General features: G+C 63.4%; 16 protein-coding genes and 2 pseudogenes. 12 read left to right on the top strand and 6 right to left on the bottom strand.

The genetic code is table 11. The features are described from left to right. Positions 1-154 precede the first annotated feature (154 nt). From HY067_19195 to HY067_19215, 5 genes and pseudogenes are all read left to right on the top strand, one after another. Positions 155-1,162, top strand: a complete 1,008-nt coding sequence (locus HY067_19195) for an ABC transporter permease (GenBank protein ID MBI3530079.1) — start codon at positions 155-157, stop codon at positions 1,160-1,162. Positions 1,163-1,224: 62 nt separating this feature from the next. Beyond that, positions 1,225-2,001 (top strand): ABC transporter permease, encoded by a 777-nt coding sequence (locus HY067_19200; protein MBI3530080.1) that lies wholly within the window; start codon positions 1,225-1,227, stop codon positions 1,999-2,001. A gap of 59 nt (positions 2,002-2,060) precedes the next feature. Then, positions 2,061-2,870 (top strand): annotated as a pseudogene (locus tag HY067_19205) (ABC transporter ATP-binding protein). Further along, a pseudogene (locus HY067_19210) lies at positions 2,870-3,670 on the top strand (ABC transporter ATP-binding protein). Before HY067_19205 ends, HY067_19210 begins: the two co-directional pseudogenes overlap by 1 nt. Before the next feature lie 51 nt (positions 3,671-3,721). Further along, positions 3,722-4,459: an SDR family oxidoreductase gene (locus tag HY067_19215; protein ID MBI3530081.1), complete on the top strand. Its 738-nt coding sequence runs from the start codon at positions 3,722-3,724 to the stop codon at positions 4,457-4,459. Positions 4,460-4,594: 135 nt separating this feature from the next. Here the strand turns inward: HY067_19215 and HY067_19220 are convergent, their stop codons facing one another. Further along, positions 4,595-4,849: a hypothetical protein gene (locus tag HY067_19220; protein MBI3530082.1), complete on the bottom strand. Its 255-nt coding sequence runs from the start codon at positions 4,847-4,849 to the stop codon at positions 4,595-4,597. A 35-nt stretch (positions 4,850-4,884) separates the two neighbouring features. Here HY067_19220 and HY067_19225 point away from each other — a divergent pair, with 35 nt between their 5' ends. Then, entirely contained in the window at positions 4,885-5,124 is a 240-nt protein-coding gene (locus HY067_19225) for a hypothetical protein (GenBank protein MBI3530083.1), read from the top strand. Positions 5,125-5,772: 648 nt separating this feature from the next. Here HY067_19225 and HY067_19230 read toward each other — a convergent pair. Then, positions 5,773-6,726, bottom strand: a complete 954-nt coding sequence (locus tag HY067_19230) for a hypothetical protein (protein ID MBI3530084.1) — start codon at positions 6,724-6,726, stop codon at positions 5,773-5,775. Positions 6,727-6,997: 271 nt separating this feature from the next. Between HY067_19230 and tal the strand changes: the two genes are divergently transcribed. The 6 genes from tal (at position 6,998) to HY067_19260 (ending at position 11,209) form a co-directional block, all read left to right on the top strand. Beyond that, positions 6,998-7,972, top strand: coding sequence for a transaldolase (gene tal / locus HY067_19235; protein ID MBI3530085.1), 975 nt, complete (start codon positions 6,998-7,000; stop codon positions 7,970-7,972). Positions 7,973-8,010: 38 nt separating this feature from the next. Next, positions 8,011-8,745, top strand: a complete 735-nt coding sequence (locus HY067_19240; GenBank protein ID MBI3530086.1) for a hypothetical protein — start codon at positions 8,011-8,013, stop codon at positions 8,743-8,745. 65 nt (positions 8,746-8,810) lie between these two features. After that, positions 8,811-9,209: a RidA family protein gene (locus HY067_19245; GenBank protein MBI3530087.1), complete on the top strand. Its 399-nt coding sequence runs from the start codon at positions 8,811-8,813 to the stop codon at positions 9,207-9,209. Positions 9,210-9,342: 133 nt separating this feature from the next. Continuing rightward, positions 9,343-10,503, top strand: a complete 1,161-nt coding sequence (locus HY067_19250; protein ID MBI3530088.1) for a hypothetical protein — start codon at positions 9,343-9,345, stop codon at positions 10,501-10,503. 46 nt (positions 10,504-10,549) lie between these two features. After that, complete coding sequence (locus HY067_19255; protein MBI3530089.1) at positions 10,550-10,954, top strand: RidA family protein; 405 nt, start codon at positions 10,550-10,552, stop codon at positions 10,952-10,954. 111 nt (positions 10,955-11,065) lie between these two features. Further along, the gene (locus tag HY067_19260) at positions 11,066-11,209 is read left to right on the top strand and encodes a hypothetical protein (protein MBI3530090.1); all 144 of its coding nucleotides are present in this window, start codon (positions 11,066-11,068) and stop codon (positions 11,207-11,209) included. Between the two features lie 13 nt (positions 11,210-11,222). On the opposite strand, the gene HY067_19265 is transcribed toward HY067_19260, so the two are convergent. The 4 genes from HY067_19265 to HY067_19280 form a co-directional block, all read right to left on the bottom strand. Then, positions 11,223-12,866, bottom strand: coding sequence for an AMP-binding protein (locus HY067_19265; protein MBI3530091.1), 1,644 nt, complete (start codon positions 12,864-12,866; stop codon positions 11,223-11,225). A gap of 122 nt (positions 12,867-12,988) precedes the next feature. Continuing rightward, positions 12,989-15,466 (bottom strand): amidase, encoded by a 2,478-nt coding sequence (locus HY067_19270; GenBank protein ID MBI3530092.1) that lies wholly within the window; start codon positions 15,464-15,466, stop codon positions 12,989-12,991. Next, positions 15,463-16,185 carry an ATP-binding cassette domain-containing protein gene (locus HY067_19275; protein ID MBI3530093.1) on the bottom strand — a complete coding sequence of 241 codons (723 nt, stop codon included), beginning with the start codon at positions 16,183-16,185 and terminating at the stop codon, positions 15,463-15,465. The genes HY067_19270 and HY067_19275 overlap by 4 nt, the downstream gene beginning before the upstream one ends. Beyond that, positions 16,182-17,204, bottom strand: a complete 1,023-nt coding sequence (locus HY067_19280; protein ID MBI3530094.1) for a branched-chain amino acid ABC transporter permease — start codon at positions 17,202-17,204, stop codon at positions 16,182-16,184. The genes HY067_19275 and HY067_19280 overlap by 4 nt, the downstream gene beginning before the upstream one ends. Position 17,205 lies beyond the last annotated feature (1 nt).

Consider the following 17,205-nt stretch of genomic DNA (forward strand, 5'->3'; position numbering starts at 1 on the left):
TTGCCGCAAGACGGTCCAACATTGGAATCACAATTTCAACGTGCCGGCTCTGCGCAGAATCGCCGAGCCCGGTCGGGCGATTCCATGGTTGCAGCGGCGCTGGCAGTTGGTGTACAAGATGCGGCTACTATTGCCTCTGATCACGAACCTTCCAATGTCCGGGAACTACTTGTTGAAACGCCTGCTGTGGGCGTTGCCGACGTTGTTCGGCGTGGCGGTGGTCGTGTTCGTGCTGGTGCGCGTGGTGCCGGGCGACCCGATCGCCATGATGTTGCCGCCAGGCGCAACCGCGGACGATGTCGGTCGTTTGCGGGCGCTGTACGGGCTCGACGCGCCGATCGCGAAGCAGTTCGTAGTCTGGATGAGCAAGGTGCTGAGCGGAGATTTCGGCAACTCGATCAGCCTGCGTGACGGCGTGGCCTCGTTGGTCCTTAGCCGGCTTCCCGCTACCCTCGAGCTCGTTGTCATCGCGGTTACGGGAGCTTGTGCACTCGCGGCAATTGCTGCAGTGACTGCGGTTTATTTCCGTGGCCGCTGGCCGGAACTGGTGGTCGATGGTGCCAGCGGCTTCGTACTCGCCATTCCAGATTTTCTTTGGGGATTGCTGTTCATCCTGGTCCTCGGCGTACTCCTGCCGTGGCTGCCGATTTCGGGACGCATCGACCCGACCCTGGATTTCAATCCGGCGACCGGCTTCTATCTCGCCGAAGCGCTGGTGCGCCTGCGATGGACAACGTTCGTGGATCTGCTGCGGCACATGGTACTGCCGGCTCTCGCGCTGGCGTTGCCGCTCGCCGCGGCGCTCACGCGCGTGCTGAAGGGTTCGCTCATCGAGGCCATGAACCAGGACTACGTGACGCTCGTGCGCGTGAAAGGCTATTCGAGGGCGCGCACCTTATGGCGAGTGGCCCTGCGTAATGCGCTCATCCCAACGGTGACGCTCACCGGCGTGCAGTTCTCCTTCCTGATCGGCGGCACGGTGCTGATCGAATACATCTTCTCCTATCCCGGCATCGGCAACCTCGCCATTGCTGCCGTCAACCAGCGCGATCTGCCGCTGATCCAGGGACTGGTGCTGACGTTTGCCGTGCTGTTCATTCTCACCAACCTGATCGTGGACATGGCTTATTCGGTCCTCAATCCGAAGGTGCGGCAGGCGTGAACGCGATTGCGTCGTCGCTGCGCAATCCGCGAGTCGCGTTCGGCGCGCTGGTGTTGCTCGCCATGGTCGTTGCGGCGGCCGGCGCGCCCTGGCTGTCTGCGCACGATCCGCTCGAACAGGACTTGCTCAATTCGTTCCAGAGTCCCGGTGTCGCAGGCGGCGATCACGCGCATCCGCTCGGCACCGACAGCCTCGGCCGCGACATTCTTGCGCGGCTGATCTACGGTGCGCGTCCCGCCCTGATCGTTGCGTTCGTCGCCGCCTTGTTCGCCGGCCTGATCGGCACCGCACTCGGACTCGCCGCGGGCTATTTCGGCGGCAGACTCGATGCGTCAATCTCGCGCCTGGTCGATGTCTGGATGAGTTTTCCATCGGTGCTGCTATGCATCGTGCTCGCCGCGGTGCTCGGCGCGGGTCTGCATACTGTCGTGATTGCGATCATCGTCATCGACTGGACCCGTTTCTGCCGCGTCGTGCGCGCGGAAACGATGGTGCAGAAAAGCCACGACTACGTTGCTTCGGCCGTGACGATCGGCCTCGGACCCGGGCGCATCCTGGCGAGCGAGATCCTGCCCAATGTCGCGCCTCTGCTGCTGACGCTGTTCACGCTGGAAATGGGCATCGCCATCGTGATCGAGGCGATTCTTTCCTTCGTGGGACTGTCGGTCTCATCGGGTGTGCCGACCTGGGGCGGCATCATCCAGGAAGGCCGGCTGTACGTGAACCAGGCCTGGTGGCTGATGGCGGCGCCGATGGCCTGCATCGTCGTCGCGGTACTGGGACTCAATGCGCTCGGCGACGGATTGCGCGACGTAATCGACCCGGTCGAATCCCGTTGAGCGTGCTGCTCGACATCCGCGCTCTCGACTTGTGGCTCGAAGCGCGGCCGCCTCAGCGACTGCTCAGACGGGTGTCGTTGCAGGTTGCACCCGGACAAATCGTCGGGCTGGTCGGCGAATCCGGCGCGGGAAAAACCATGGTCAGCCGCGTCGTGCTCGGCATCGCGCCGGCAAACGCCCGCGTGACGCACGGCACCGTCGTCTTCGACGGGCGCGATATCACGCATCTTTCGGAAGCGCAACGCCGCCCTCTGCTCGGACGCGAAATCGCCCTCATCCCGCAGAACCCGATGACCGCCCTGAATCCGGTGGAGCGCATCGGGCCGCAGATCACCGACGTATTGCGCATGCACCTGAAACTCGAACGGGCCGCCGCGCGCGATCGTGCGCTGGCGCTGCTGCGCGAAGTGCACTTGCGCGAGCCGGAAAGAATATTGCGCCAGTACCCGCATGAACTTTCCGGCGGCATGCGCCAGCGCGTGTTGATCGCGATCGCGTTTGCCTGCAAGCCCAAATTGGTGATCGCGGACGAGCCGACCACCGCACTGGACGTCACGGTCCAGAAGCAGATCTTGCAGTTGATCAGGGAACTGCAACGGAATTCGGGAACGGCGATCCTGTTCATCACGCACGATTTGGGGGTGGTGGCAAAGCTGTGCGGGCACGTGGCGGTCATGCACGGCGGCCGGGTGCTCGAATCGGCGCCGGCGTCGCGGTTGTTCGCGAGCCCCGTTCATGACTACACCCGCGCGCTGTTTGCGGCGACGCCCCGCTTCGACCGGCCGGGCGATGAACTGAAACCGATTCCCGCTGCGCTTACGCAGCGACTTATCGAGGAGGCGCGCGCACTCGACGCGCGCGACGCGTAGTGGCGTTGCTCGAAGCTCGCGGACTTACGCTGCAATTACGCGACCGTTCCGCCACATCGCTGTTCGGCGCCGCGCCGCTGATCACGATCTTTCGCGGCGTCGAATTCGCACTCGAAGCCGGAGAGTCCGTCGGCATTGTCGGCGAATCCGGATCGGGCAAGACTTCGCTTGCGCGAACGTTGCTGCGGCTTTACGAGCCGACCGCTGGCAGCGTGCGCTTCAAGGGACGCGACATTTCGCATCTTCCGGAACAGGAACTGCGTCCGCTGCGCGCGCAATTTCAGTCCATCTTCCAGGATCCGCTGTCTTCACTGAACCCGCGTCACCGCATCGGGTCCATCCTGGCCCAGCCATTGCTCGCGTACGGACGCGCGCGGGATCGCCGGTCAGGCTGGCGCGAAGCCGGCGCTTTGCTCGAGCGGGTCGGGCTGCCGGCGGCATTCACCGATCGCTTTCCGCACGAACTCTCCGGCGGCCAGCGCCAGCGCGTCGGCATCGCGAGGGCGATTGCGCTGAAGCCCGATCTGATCGTGGCCGACGAAATCGTGTCCGGCCTGGACGTTTCCACCCAGGCACAGATCCTCATGCTCCTCAAAGAGCTGAAGACCGACGGCTCGCTGATCTTCATCAGCCACGATCTGTCGGTGGTGCGGGTGTTGTGCGACCGGGTGCTGGTGATGCGCCAGGGCGAGGTGGTCGAATCCGGACCGTGCGCCGAGCTTTTCGCCAGGCCTGCTCACGACTACACTCGCAGTCTGCTCGACGCCATTCCGCTGCCCGACCTGGATCCGGACTGGGTCAGTCGCGGCGCGGAAAGCGAACAACATGAAGAGGGAAAGGAGACGGGGGGAATGAAGATCGAGGGAGCAATAGCGCTGGTGACCGGCAGCAATCGGGGCATCGGCCGGAATTTCGTCAAAGCGCTGATCGCAAAAGGCGCGAAGAAGATTTACGCCACCGCGCGCGATCCGTCGAAAGCGGCCGACCTGGTGGCGGCGCATCCTGGCAAGGTCGAGACGCTCAGGCTCGACATCACCGACGAGGCGCAGGTGGCCGCAACAGCGCAGAAATGCAGGGATGTGACGCTGTTGATCAACAACGCCGGCATCAACCACAAGAAAGCGTTGATCGCTGCCGGAACGCTGGAGGATGCGCGGCTGGAGATGCGTACCAATTATTTCGGTCCTCTCAACCTGTGCCGTGCATTCGCGCCGATCCTGAAGGCCAACGGCGGCGGCGCCATCGTCAACATGCTATCGATCCTGTCGCGGGTCAACCTTCCCGCATACGGTTCACTGTGCGCATCGAAGGCCGCGGCGCTGAGCCTGACGCAGGGCGTGCGCGCGGAACTCGTCAAGCAGGGGACGCTGGTGATCGGCGTGATGCCCGGCGCTTGCGATACCGATATGGAGCGCGATTTCCCTGGTCACAAGGAGAATCCTTACGAAGTGGCGATGGCCGCGCTCGATGCGGTCGAGAAGGGAATTGAAGACGTGTATCCCGGCCAGATGGCGGGCGGGGTTTCGGCGGGACTCGCCGCCAATCCAAAGGCGGTCGAGAAGGAATTCTCAGCTTACTTGCCCGGCTGAAAATTCCTCCACCTCAACGCAAAGGCGCAAAGGAAAAGCTAGGGGACAGAGGTGAATGGCTACGGGCAGGTTCTCCCACCAGGTATGTGCGGGCGCTCTGAGATCCCGCCATATCTGCGTCGAACACTCAGACTTTCATCCAGAAGCGTTCTTATCTTTCCTTCGCGAACCTTTCTCTTCCCTTTGCGTCAACGCTCTTGAACTTTCTTTAATTATTTTGAGACGGATTGCGACGCGGCGGGGACCGCCGGCAAGACAATCTCCGTGTGGCCACCGCGCCCGCCAGATCAGAATCTCAAAGATGCCTTCGGGCTTGAACGTTTCGCGGTAGGCGTAGCCGTTATTCTGCAGGATGCTATAGAGCGGCCAAGGCTGGCGATCTATGATCATCAGTAACTGTTCGTCGGGCCGGTCACCCTAACACGATGGCAGTTCGCGACGATCGGCAGTCGAGCTGCCGCGCGCCGCGTGCACTCGGTGAAATGCGGGCGATCACTATTCTGGAGAAGGTGCAGAAATCCATTGACTTTGACGGAGGAAGGGCGCTCACTGGATTCGCTTCCGCGCGCTGGACCGGGGTAGATTCTCAAGCCCAAGGCATGACGATCCGGTTGTTGCCTAAGGCATTCGCTGTTGCGCGCGCCATTTCGTTCGGGTGTGCCTGATGCGGAGACGGGCGGCGACCACCTTAAACCCGATGTTTGAGGGTTATCTCGACCAGAGCGCCGAAGCAAACCGCAAAGGGCGTGACGCGAGTCGCGCCCTTTGTATTTGCCGTTTCGGCAAAGACGTGCCGGCCGGCCGCGGATTTATTTGGGAGACTTATCATGACGCTTTGCCCAGTTGCGTTGGCAGTGGGCTGCATCAAGTGCCCCGTATTCAACATCTGCCCCGTCAAGGGGATTATCGGCGACTACAAAAAAGACGCACCGCCGCCGGCGGACCTAAAGAAAAAGCAGTAAACGCAGGTTGTTCCTTTTTGCCAGTCACGCCCACTTTCGCGATGTCCGCTCTCAGGGAAAGTTCGCCTCCCACCTGACCGGCAGGTTTTGCCCGTTTTAAGGCGTCCGTAAATGCACCACGCCGATTCGCGTACCGAACCGGCATGTCGGGACAATTCAGAGACTCTGCGAACAAAGATCGGCGCCGGGTTTCTTGCCCCGATTTCCTTTGCGCCCTCCCTTGCTTTTCGTAAAAGGGTACTCCACGCTATTGCGAGGGTATCTGCGACCTTAAGGTGAAACACTCAAGGGAACACTTGGAGCTGAAGCTGTTGCGTCAACGCCCTTGATCTTTTTCTTCTTTGAGACGGATTACTGCGCAGCAGGGCGGAAATAGACCTGCTTGTCGCGCTCGACCACGTCGTAGTTCTGGTTGGGGACGACGATGAATTGCTCCACGCGGCTGCGCACCGACAGCCCGCGCTCGGAGTAGCCCTGTCCGCGTTTCCACAAGTTGTCGAGGAACCATTTCTCGATGCCGGCGTGTTTTATTTCCAGCCGTTCCGAGCCGAGGAAAGCGAGCGGAATCACCCGGTGGTAACCGAGCAGTTCGTGATCGACCTGCAGGTACTCGAAACCGATCATGCCCTGCGGCAGCGCGAGCGCCTGGTTATCGATGCGGGCGATCGCGCCCTCGCCGACCGGAATGCGCCACATCACCGTCTCCTCTGCCGGTTTCGATTCGGCCGCGAACAGCAGCGAAACCGCGAGCACACCGGCAACGGCGAATGCGAACACCGTGTCGCGCAGCCGTGCGATCGGACCAGTCCCGCCAAGATGGAACACACGCGCAACCAGCCAACTGATCGCAACCCAGCACGCCAGCGCCAGGCCGAAGAACAGCTTCTGCAACGGCCCGGCCGGCGCCCAGACATGAAGAGCGATGAACCCGGCAACGGTCAACACCACGAACGCCGTGAGCCCCAGACTGTCCCAGGTCCAGCGCGTCCAGCGCCACCACATCGGCTGGCGCCGCAGGCGGATGAAATGCCACGCGCGCATGATGAAAGGCAGTTCCAGGCTCTTGCGGCAGAACGCGCACTGGGCATCGTGAACGACGGTTTCGCGATGGCAGTACGGGCATTCCATCACGACGCTTTCTTGCATCTTCAGGCGCGCCGAGATCATTTCCATGTACAGCCGGAACACCGGCGAGAATATGCGGTGGGCAAGCAGGACGATACTCAACCAATAGACCGCGGTTGCGACCGTATCGAGCGATGGGCCCAGAGATTGTTCGATGGCTTGAAACAGACTTCGCAACATGAGACAGCGCTCCGTATCGTCAGTCCGGAACCCATTATAGGGGGCGATTCCGTCGGCATGCATGACGCCAATCGGCGACAGCGTACCGGGCCGTGGTAATTTATGGTCATGCCCAGTGTCTTGTTCCGCCGATTTCGCGGGTTTTCCGAACGATGTAGGATTGCTGTCAAATGTGTATAAAGGACCGACTTCCAAGGTTCGCGAGTTATTCCACGAATCAGCGGAACAGGACACTAGACCGCCTTACGGCAGGTGTTTACAGGAGCGCACCATGAATCTGCTCGAATCCCTGAAAAAATACTCCGTCATCGTCGCTGACACCGGCGATATCGATGCCATTGCGCGGCTGCGGCCGCAGGATGCGACCACCAATCCGTCGCTGCTTTACCAGTCGGCGCAGAACCCGAAGTACCGCGCGCTGGTTGAAGACGCGCTCGCCTTCGGCATGCGCGCCAAGGGCGATCGAAAGACGAAGGCCGAGGCAACGATGGAAAAGCTTGCGGTGAATTTCGGCTGCGAGATCCTCAAGCACGTCAAAGGCCGCGTTTCGACCGAGGTCGATGCGAATCTGTCGTTCGACGTCGATGGCAGCCTGGCCAAGGCGCACCACCTGATCGCGCTCTACGGGCAGGCCGGGGTCGCGCACGAGCGCGTGCTGATCAAGCTGGCCAGCACCTGGGAGGGTATCCGCGCCGCGGAGAAGCTCGAGCGCGAAGGCATCCACTGCAATCTCACCTTGCTGTTCAGCTTCGCGCAGGCGGTCGCCTGTGCAGACGCGGGGGTGACGCTGATCTCGCCGTTCGTGGGCCGCATCTACGACTGGTACAAGAAGGAACGCAAGGTCGACGACATCGCAGCGGAGGACGATCCCGGCGTGCAATCGGTGACGCGCATCTACAACTACTACAAGAAATTCGCTTACCGCACGCAGGTCATGGGGGCGAGCTTCCGCAAGGTCGAACAGATCACCGGACTCGCCGGCTGCGACTTGCTGACCATCAGCCCGGATCTGCTCGACAAGCTGGAAGGCAGCCCCGGCGAACTCGGGCGCTGCCTGTCGGTGGAGGCGGCGAAAGCGAGTGCGGCGGAAAAATTGGCGATGGACGAAAAGACCTTCCGCTGGATGCACAACGAGGACGCGATGGCCACCGACAAGCTGGCGGACGGCATCCGGCGTTTCCACGTCGATGCCCGCAAGCTCGAAGAACACGTGCTGGGGCTGGTGGCGAACAGCCAGGCTGCCTGAGTGGTGCGCGTGCGAGAAATGGATTGCGATCATTGCCGATGCGCTGGTTGAGCAACACCACGCCGCGCCCGACCGCACCGTCCACCATGCTGTCGCGGCCTATGCTCGCGACGATGCTGCTGACGGTGATTGTCGGACTGCCGGTGGACGGATTCGGCGGCATTCCCGGCCAGATCGCCGTCAGCGTCTGGACCTGGGCGCTGTTCCTGGTTCTGCTCACGCGCATCAACCAGCAACTGCGTTTTCCCCTGATGCTTTGCCTCGTGATTTCGACCTTAGGGGAATGCGGCTTGTCGTTGCTCTGGGGCCTGTACGTCTACTGGCTGCACAATGTTCCCTTCTTCGTTCCGCCGGGGCACGTGCTGCTGTTCGCGCTGGGCCTGACTCTCGCGCCGCGTCTGCCGCAATGGGCGATCGGGCTGGTGGCCTTTTCCGCCGCCGGCTATGGGGCGGCGGCGTTCCTGACTTCCACCGACACCCTCAGCGTAGCGCTGGCGATCCTTTTCCTGGCCTTCATGACGTTCGGCAGCAACCGGCGGTTGTACGCGACGATGTTCGTCATCTCGCTGCTGATGGAGTTGTACGGCACCTGGATCGGAAACTGGATGTGGGTGCCGGAAGTCCCCGGCTTGCCGCTGTCGAGCGCGAATCCGCCGCTGTGCGTCGGCGGGCTCTACTGCGCTCTCGACCTGTGCGTGGTGAATGCGGACCGCGCATTGCGCAGATGGCGGCGCTCCTCGGGACGCGTCGTGGAGGCGGGCTCCGCCGCGTGACGCGGGTCTGAGCGGGCATACTGGAAATAGTCCGTAAAACGGCAGCATCGCCAGGAGGAGAGAAAATGGCAAAGAAGTTCGTCAATCCGCCGGGAATGAAACCCCTGGGCATGTACTCGCAGGTCACCGTTGCGCAGGGCGGCAGCATCGCCTTCATCAGCGGCCAGGTCGCCGTCGACAGTCAGGGGAAAGTCGTCGGCACCGGAGACATCCAGGCGCAGGCGGTGCAGGTGTTCGAGAACCTGAAGCTCGCGTTGGGTGGCGTCGGTGCGACGTTCGAGGACGTGATCAAGTTCACCATCTACATCGTCGGACTGACGCAGGAGAAGCGCAAGGCCGTGATGGACGTGCGCGGCCGCTACATTTCGCACAAGAATCCACCCGCCGCGACCATGGTCGGCATCGACCAGCTCGTGCAACCGGAATTGCTGGTGGAAATCGAGGCCGTTGTGGCTTTTGACTAGGGCGAAAGAGCGTTGACGCAAAGGACGCAAAGGTGAAAAGAGAGGACGCGAAGGAAACAAAGGAGTGGGACGTCCGAACGCGCGGGTATTGTGAAGCCGCGATATTCACGGCATTCACGACTTTCACGGATTCATGAATCGACGCAGGGTATTGAAGTTCGCAGGCGCGACTGTGGTCATGGCGGGCAGCGCACTCGCCTGGCGTGCTTTCGATCAGGGCGTTTTCAGTGCCGGCAGCGGCGCGGCGTATGAACCCTGGAAGAACTGGCAGGCGGACGGTTCCCTGCGGCCCTTGCGACTGGTGCGTGCGGCGATTCTCGCGGCGAACCCGCACAACTCCCAGCCTTGGCGGTTCCGGGTCGCCGACAACGCGATCGATGTGTTTGTCGACGCCGGGCGCAACATCGGCACGATCGACCCGTTTCTGCGCGAGATGACCATGGGGATCGGCTGCGCACTGGAGAATCTGCTGATTGCCGCCGCCAGCGAGGGTTACGCCGCCGAGATGACGCTGCTGCCGGACCCGGACAATCCCACACATGCCGCGCACATCCTGCTTGCGCCGGGGGCGCGAACTGCCTCGCCGCTGTATGACGCGATCCCCAGGCGGCACACCAACCGCGGTCCCTACGAATCCGGTAGGAGTGTGCCCGCCGATCTATTGGACTCGCTCGCCGACCTTGGCGCGGATCTGCCGGGGACGAAAGTTATCTGGTTCAGTACGCCCGAGGCGCGGGCGCGAATCGGCGAATTGATCGTGGCGGCCGCCGAAGCGATCGTCGCCGACCTTCAACAGAGCGCTGATAGCGCGAAGTGGTTTCGTACGAGCTGGCAGCAGCTCCAGACAATGCGCGACGGCACTACGCTCGATGCGCAAAGCCTGCCTCCATTTGTCAATGCAGCCGCGAAAATCCTGCCACCGCTGAGCCAGGAGACAGCCGACCAGGCCTGGCTGCAGGCCACGCGCGAGCGGCATGTCGCCACCGCGGCCGCGTTCGGCCTCATCGCCGTGCCGAACGCGCGCGACAACGCGATGCGCATCCATGGAGGAAGACTCTGGCAGCGCATGCATTTGTGGGCGACGACCAAAGGCCTGGCGGTGCATCCTTTGAACCAGATGTCCGAACGCGCGGATCGCGAACACCAGCTTGGCATCGAGCCGCGCTTCGGTACCGCGCTGAAGGATCTGGTGGCCGACGCCAGCTCGCAGGCGTTGATGCCGTTCCGCATCGGCTATCCGACCATGGAAGGGCGGCCGAGTCCGCGGCGCGACTTGAAATCTGTGCTCATGTGAATATGCGGGGGCGCGCGCCAAGCGCGGGAAAGCAAGGGGGGAAACGATGCGGGAGATCAAAGCAACCTGTCCGAGCGGGCTGGAAAACCTCGGCGGCTATTCGGACGTGTTGACAGTGCGTGGCGGGGCCAGGACGATTTATGTGGCCGGCCAGACGGCGTGGAGCGTGGCGCACCGAGGTACCGACCGCCCCAGTCTGCAGGCGCAGACCGTGGAATGCTTCGACAATGTCAAACGCTGTCTCGAAACCGAGGGTGCGAGCTTCGACGACGTATTGAAGCTCACCATTTTCGTGGTTGGCCTGAACCGCGCCGGCCGCGATGTGATCGCCGAGGTGCGCGCCCGTTACGTGAACCCGGCGCATCCGCCTGCCGCCACCATGGTGGGCGTCGAAAGACTGGTCCTGGAAGGCCAACTGATCGAGGTCGAGGCGATTGCAGTTGTCGACTGAAACCGCCGGTGCATCGCCCCCGGGACAATAGGGGACGATAGTAAGAGGAGCGCGTTCGAAACAGGGAACGCGAGGCAACGGCTTGAAGGCGTTAACGCAGAGTTAGAGCGCATGAATATCAGACTGCTCAACGTCTATGCCGGCACAGCAGCCGGCATGGCAATTTGGGGTGGTCGGCGCACTTTTTGCGGTGGTGCTGACGTTTCCTATTTCAGTGCTGGTCTGACAATCGCGCTCGACGGGCTTCGGCAATAGCACTGGAACTGCCTTACGCCGTCCGGGATTCCTGCAGATTCAGTTCCCGCATCATGAGTTCGCGCATGGCGAATTTCTGTGGTTTGCCGGTCACGGTCTTGGGCAGCTCGGTGACAAAGCGGATGTGGCGCGGCAGCTTGTAGTGCGCGATTTGTCCGCGGCAGAAGTCGCGGATTTCGTCTTCGGTTGCAACGGCGCCCGACTTGAGCACGATCCAGGCGCATATCTCCTCGCCCAGCCTGGCGTCCGGAATTCCGAACACCTGCACCTCCAGTACCTTCGGGTGCCGGTAGAGGTACTCTTCGATCTCGCGCGGGAATACGTTCTCGCCGCCGCGGATCAGCATGTCTTTCAGACGCCCGACGATGTTGCAGTAGCCGTCGGCATCCAGGGTGGCAAGGTCGCCGCTGTGCATCCAGCCGGCGGCATCGACCGCCTCGCGCGTCGCATCCGCATCGTCCCAGTAGCCCAGCATCACCGCGTAGCCACGCGTGCACAGTTCGCCGCGTTTGCCGACGGCAACGATGCGGCCGTGCTCGTCGACGATTTTCACTTCCAGGTGTGGCAGGACGCGGCCCACGGTCGAGACACGCCGCTCGATAGGATCGTCCACCGCGCTCTGGAACGAGAGCGGGCTGGTCTCGGTCATGCCGTAGCCGATGGTGACTTCGTGCATGTGCATTTCGGCAACGACGCGGCGCATGGTTTCGATCGGGCAGGGCGCACCCGCCATGATCCCGGTCCTGAGCGACGAGAGATCGTACATGGCGAATTCGGGATGACCAAGCAGGGCGATGAACATCGCGGGCACGCCGTGTAGCACCGTGCAGCGATAGTCCTGCACCGTTCGCAACGTTTCTCCGGCGTCGAAGCTCTCGCCTGGAAAGACCATGGTCGCGCCGGTCGCGGCGCAGACCAGCACGCCGAGCACCATGCCGAAACAGTGGTACAGCGGCACCGGGATGCACAGCCGGTCGCGCTCGCTGAGCCGCATCGCCTTCGCGCTGTAACGCGCATTGTTGACGATATTGCGGCTGGACAGGGTCGCGCCTTTCGGCAGCCCGGTCGTGCCGCTGGTGAACTGGATGTTGATCGGATCATCAGGATCCAGCGCCGCGCTCAAGCTCGGCAGGCGGCTGCGATGCGCCGGGCCGGCAAGCGAGGTCAGTTCCCTGAAGGAGAGCATCCCGGCGGGCCGCGCGCCGTCACCGATCAGCACCACGCGCTCGAGGAACGGGAAGCGCGCCGTGCGCAGCAGCTGCGATGCGGGTGATGTTTCGATTTCCGGCGCGAGCGCCTTCAGCATCGCCACGTAGTCGCTCGATTTGTGCCGGGCGGCCATGATCAGCGCCCGGCACTTTGTCTTCTGCAGCGCGTGTTCCAGTTCGCCGCCCCGATAGGCAGGGTTGATGTTGACCAGGATCGCGCCGATGCGCGCGCTGCCGAGCTGGACCAGCAGCCACTCGACGCAGTTCGGCGCCCAGATGCCGACGCGATCGCCGCGGTCGACGCCGAGCGCCAGCAGTCCTGCTGCGACATCGTCGGAGCGTTGCCGCAGCGTGTGCCACGACAGGCGTTCGCGCGTCGGCGCAAAGATGACCGCATCGCCCGCGCCATGCCGCTCGACGGCACGATCCAGCAGCGCGGCGATGGTCATGAACTTCAGCGCCTCTTCGGTGGTGCCCGCGACCTGGGACAGGCCGCTTCGCGGCCGGCGCGGATCGTCGCGCCCGGCCTTCAGCCAGTCGGAGAGGAATGGATTGGCGCCCATGTCCGTCGTTAGAAACCGCGCCAGTCGCCCAGTTGTTCGAACGCGCTCGCTGCGCGATAGATGGTCGACTCTCCATACTGCTTGCCGATCAGCATGAGCCCGATGGGCAGTCCATGACTCATGCCGCAGGGAACGCTCATGGCGGGATGGCCGGTAACGTCGAACGGACAGGTGTTCGGCAGCATCTCGAAGCCGCGCTGGCAGTAGAGCGCCAGCGGTGCGTTCTGGTCGGGAATCGGCGTCGCCTTCATCGGCAGCGTCGGCATCAACAGCAGATCGTAGCGGTTGAGCGTGTCGTCGTAAGCCTGGCGCAGCAGGCGCGACAGGTTCTGCGCCTTTGCATAGAAGTGGCCGCGGTAGTGGCGCACGAAATACTCGCCGACCAGCATGGAGATCTTGAGCGTGCGTGACAGTTCGTTGGCGCGGGCGCGCCAGTTCGCGTGCGCGTCGAGCAGACTCGTGGTGTACATACCCTTCCAGTTAAACCCCATGCCGTTACCGTGCATCATCTGCATCTGCAGGCCTTCGAGTGCGATGGCGGTCCAGATCGCAGGGCCGTCGAGGTGCATCGGGATCGACAACTCGTCGACGGTCGCGCCCAGCGCCCGCAGGCGCTCCGCGCCCTGGCGCACCTTCTGATCCACGTCCGGTTCGCTTGCCGCGTGGCCGAAGCCTTCGCTCACCACCGCGATGCGCATGCCGGCAACGCCGCGGCCCAGCGCCGCCGTGTACTTGTCCACGCGCACATCGTATTGCCGGGGGTCGAGCCCATCGGTTCCGGCGATCACTTCCAGCAGCAGCGCATTGTCCGCCACCGTCGCGGTGATCGGCCCGGTGTGATCGATGGTGGCCTCGATCGGCATCACGCCGGTGTAGGGAACCAGTCCGTGGGTGGGCTTCATTCCATAGCAACCGCACCAGCAGGACGGCATGCGGATCGATCCGCCTTGGTCCCCGCCGATCGCCATTTCCACTTCGCCGGAGCCGACCAGCGCACCCGAACCGGAGGACGATCCGCCCGCGGCGTAACCATGCTTGTAGGGGTTGTGCACCGGACCGAGCGCCGACGTATGGCTGCCGCCGGAAAGGCAGAAGTATTCGCAATGCGACTTGCCGACGATGATGCCTCCCGCATCGAGGATGCGGGTGACGATGGTGGCATCGACGTCCGGCACATAGCCCTCCAGCGTCGACGCGCCGTTCATCATCGGCACGCCGGCGAGGCAGACGTTGTCCTTGAGCACGACGCGTTTTCCAGCCAGGGGGCCGTACGCCGCCCCGCGCACCTCGGACTTCACCGCCCACGCATTGAGCGGATTTTCCGCGGCGCCCGGACGGTAGCCCGGCGTACGTGGATAGCGCACCGGCGGCAGGTTGTCCGGAAGCTCCTGCAGCCGGTCGTAGGCCTGCATCGAGCCTTCCATGACTTCGAGATACTCGGCAATCTCGGGATCGGACATGCTCATGTGCAGCGACGACACGATCTCCTTCATCTGATCGTGCGTTGGACGCTTGACTCTGGACATAGATGCTCCTGCTGTCGGCGCGGTATTGCCGTTCGATGGTTTGGTCGGTGAAACGGGTGCGGGGTGTTGTGCCGCCTGCGGCGCCTGGTGCGCGGCTGGAACGGACTGTGGCGGCGGGGCGGTGCGTGGAATCCTCGGTGAGGGTGCCGCACGGGCGACAGTCTGCGTGCCGCGCGCCATGCGCACCGAGCCCAGCCCGAGCGCTTCCACCAGCGCGCTGCCGGCGCCCATCTCGTCGGGACTGAACTCGCGAGCGACCTGTCCGCGCTCGAGAACCGCAATATGCGTGGCAACGTCGAGCACGAGATCGAGATTCTGCTCGACGATGACGATGGCGAGTCCCGCGTCCTTGCGCAGTCGCAACAGCAACTGGCCGATCTCGTGCACGATCGACGGCTGCACGCCTTCCGAAGGTTCGTCGAGCAGCACGATCCAGGGGTTCGGAATGAGCGCACGCGCCAGCGCGAGGATCTGTTGCTCACCGCCCGACAGCGCGCCGCCGCGCCGGTCCAGCAGCGGAGTGAGGCGCGGAAACAACGACAGGCAGCGGTCGACTGCTTCCTGTTCGGATTCATGCGAGTCGCCGGTCCAGGCAAGCCGCAGGTTATCCAGCGTGCTCAGGCCCGGCAGAATGCCGCGCCCCTGCGGCACGTAGGCGAGCCCGCGCCGGCTGCGCAGGTGTGCAGGCTCGCGAGTGACATCGGTGCCATCCAGCAGGATGCGTCCGCCAACGGCCGGAAGCAATCCGACGATGGTCTTGAGCAGCGTCGTCTTGCCCATGCCGTTGTGTCCGACGATGCCGAGCGCCTCGCCTTCGTGCACCCGCAGGCTCACGCCGTGCAGCACCGGAATGCGACCGTAGCCCGAGCGCAGGTCGTGAACCTCGAGCAGCACGCGCGCATTCGCTCCGGGCGCCAGGCTATCGTTCGGGCCGTCGAGAGTGGAAGAGGTCGCGCTCATGCCGCGCGGTTGCCTATGTAGACTTCGCGCACGGCGGGATCGACGAGAACTTTCTCCGCCGGGCCTTCCAGGAGGATCGAACCCTGGTGGAACACGGTGACACGCGATCCGAGCATGCGCACGAATTCCATGTCGTGATCGACGACGATGACCGACGCGGTCAGGTTGATGCGCTGTATGACGCCGATCAACCGGTCGACCTCGTTGCCGGTCATGCCGGCGGCCGGCTCGTCCAGCAGCACCAGCCACGGATGCTGTATCAGCACGATGCCGATCTCGATCATCTGCCGCTGGCCGTGAGACAGTTCGCCGACCAGTTGTCGCAACTGGTCGCCCAGTTGCAGTTCGGCGCTGATCTGCTCGACGGCGCCGGCCGCGCCGGCCCAGCCGTGCACCCGCCGCGCCGACAACCACAGGTTCTCCTGCACGGTCAGACCGTTCATCACCGAGGGTACCTGGGTCTTGATGCCGACGCCCAGCCGCACGATATCGTGCGTGCTCCAGCCGGTGACGTCGGTGCCGCGGATGATTACGCGGCCATTCCCGGAGGTCAGCGCGTACTGGCCGGTCAGGCACTTGAAGAACGTGCTCTTGCCCGCGCCATTCGGGCCGATCAGGCAGCGTAGTTCGCGCTCTTGCAGCGAGAAGTCGACCCCATCCACGGCGGTGACGCCGCCAAAGCGCATGGTCAGCTCCTGGGTTTCCACCACGCCGCTCATGGGCGCTCCCGCACCGAGGCGCCGAGCGTGCGGCGCGAGCCGGAATCACCGGGGCGGCGGCGTGCGCGCCGGCTGCCAGCCGACCATAAGCGTTGCAGCGAGGGCACCACGCCGCGTGGAATGCCAAGCACGACGATGATCAACAGCGCGCCGAGAATCAGCGAGTTGTCGATCACGGTCTGTTCTCCAAGCAACAGCTTCACGTAGCCGAGCGCCATCGCGCCCAGGATCGGACCCACCAATGTGCCGAGTCCTCCGACGATGACCCAGATCAGCACTTCGGCCGCCTGGCCGAGACTGAAGACGCGCGGGGTGACGATCTCCGCCCAGTTGGCGAACAGGCACCCGGCCAGGCCCGCCATCGCCGCACACACGGTGAAGATCGCGGTCTTGAGCGCGGGAACGTTGTAGCCCATCAATTCGCAGCGCGCCTCGTTCTCGCGGATGCCGACCAGCACCCGGCCGAAGGAGCGCGCCAGGATCCAGCGGCAGATGAGATAGCAGATCAGCAGCGACGCGACGCACACGTAGTAGGTCGGCACACCGAACAGCGAGATCTCGGGATAGCCTGGCACATTCAGCGTCTGGAAGCCGGGGATGCCGTTGAATCCGCCGAGGCGCGCCTTGCCGATCACATAGGCGTCGCCGGCGGTCGCGCTCATGAACTTGAACAGGATGAGGGTGACCACCAGCGTGATGACGCCCATGTAGACGTCGCTGATGCGTCCGTAGAACATCATCGCGCCGACCACGGCCGCGAAGATTGTCGGTACGAGCATGGCCAGCAGCAGCGGCACGGTACTCTCGCCGATATTGACGACGGCTATTGCATACGTATAGGCGCCCAGCCCGAAATACGCGGCGTGCCCGAAGCTGAGCAGGCCGGCATAGCCCCACATCATGCCGAGCGACAGGGCGAACAACGCCCAGATCAGCAGTATGGTGGGCGTGAGCGTGTCGGTTACCAGCGGCAGCAATACGAGGATCGCCGTCGCCAGCAAAAACCAGCCCCAGCGCATG

It is taken from the genome of Betaproteobacteria bacterium (assembly GCA_016194905.1).
In the GTDB taxonomy this organism is placed as follows: domain Bacteria; phylum Pseudomonadota; class Gammaproteobacteria; order Burkholderiales; family JACQAP01; genus JACQAP01.

Bases quoted from the DNA above. Each gene is read 5' to 3' on its own strand.
- HY067_19195 (MBI3530079.1), top strand. From the start codon at position 155: ATGTCCGGGAACTACTTGTTGAAACGCCTGCTGTGGGCGTTGCCGACG.
- HY067_19200 (MBI3530080.1), top strand. From the start codon at position 1,225: ATGGTCGTTGCGGCGGCCGGCGCGCCCTGGCTGTCTGCGCACGATCCG.
- HY067_19215 (MBI3530081.1), top strand. From the start codon at position 3,722: ATGAAGATCGAGGGAGCAATAGCGCTGGTGACCGGCAGCAATCGGGGC.
- HY067_19220 (MBI3530082.1), bottom strand. From the start codon at position 4,849: ATGATCATAGATCGCCAGCCTTGGCCGCTCTATAGCATCCTGCAGAAT.
- HY067_19225 (MBI3530083.1), top strand. From the start codon at position 4,885: ATGGCAGTTCGCGACGATCGGCAGTCGAGCTGCCGCGCGCCGCGTGCA.
- HY067_19230 (MBI3530084.1), bottom strand. From the start codon at position 6,726: ATGTTGCGAAGTCTGTTTCAAGCCATCGAACAATCTCTGGGCCCATCG.
- tal (MBI3530085.1), top strand. From the start codon at position 6,998: ATGAATCTGCTCGAATCCCTGAAAAAATACTCCGTCATCGTCGCTGAC.
- HY067_19240 (MBI3530086.1), top strand. From the start codon at position 8,011: ATGCGCTGGTTGAGCAACACCACGCCGCGCCCGACCGCACCGTCCACC.
- HY067_19245 (MBI3530087.1), top strand. From the start codon at position 8,811: ATGGCAAAGAAGTTCGTCAATCCGCCGGGAATGAAACCCCTGGGCATG.
- HY067_19250 (MBI3530088.1), top strand. From the start codon at position 9,343: ATGAATCGACGCAGGGTATTGAAGTTCGCAGGCGCGACTGTGGTCATG.
- HY067_19255 (MBI3530089.1), top strand. From the start codon at position 10,550: ATGCGGGAGATCAAAGCAACCTGTCCGAGCGGGCTGGAAAACCTCGGC.
- HY067_19260 (MBI3530090.1), top strand. From the start codon at position 11,066: ATGAATATCAGACTGCTCAACGTCTATGCCGGCACAGCAGCCGGCATG.
- HY067_19265 (MBI3530091.1), bottom strand. From the start codon at position 12,866: ATGACCATCGCCGCGCTGCTGGATCGTGCCGTCGAGCGGCATGGCGCG.
- HY067_19270 (MBI3530092.1), bottom strand. From the start codon at position 15,466: ATGAGCGCGACCTCTTCCACTCTCGACGGCCCGAACGATAGCCTGGCG.
- HY067_19275 (MBI3530093.1), bottom strand. From the start codon at position 16,185: ATGAGCGGCGTGGTGGAAACCCAGGAGCTGACCATGCGCTTTGGCGGC.
- HY067_19280 (MBI3530094.1), bottom strand. From the start codon at position 17,204: ATGCGCTGGGGCTGGTTTTTGCTGGCGACGGCGATCCTCGTATTGCTG.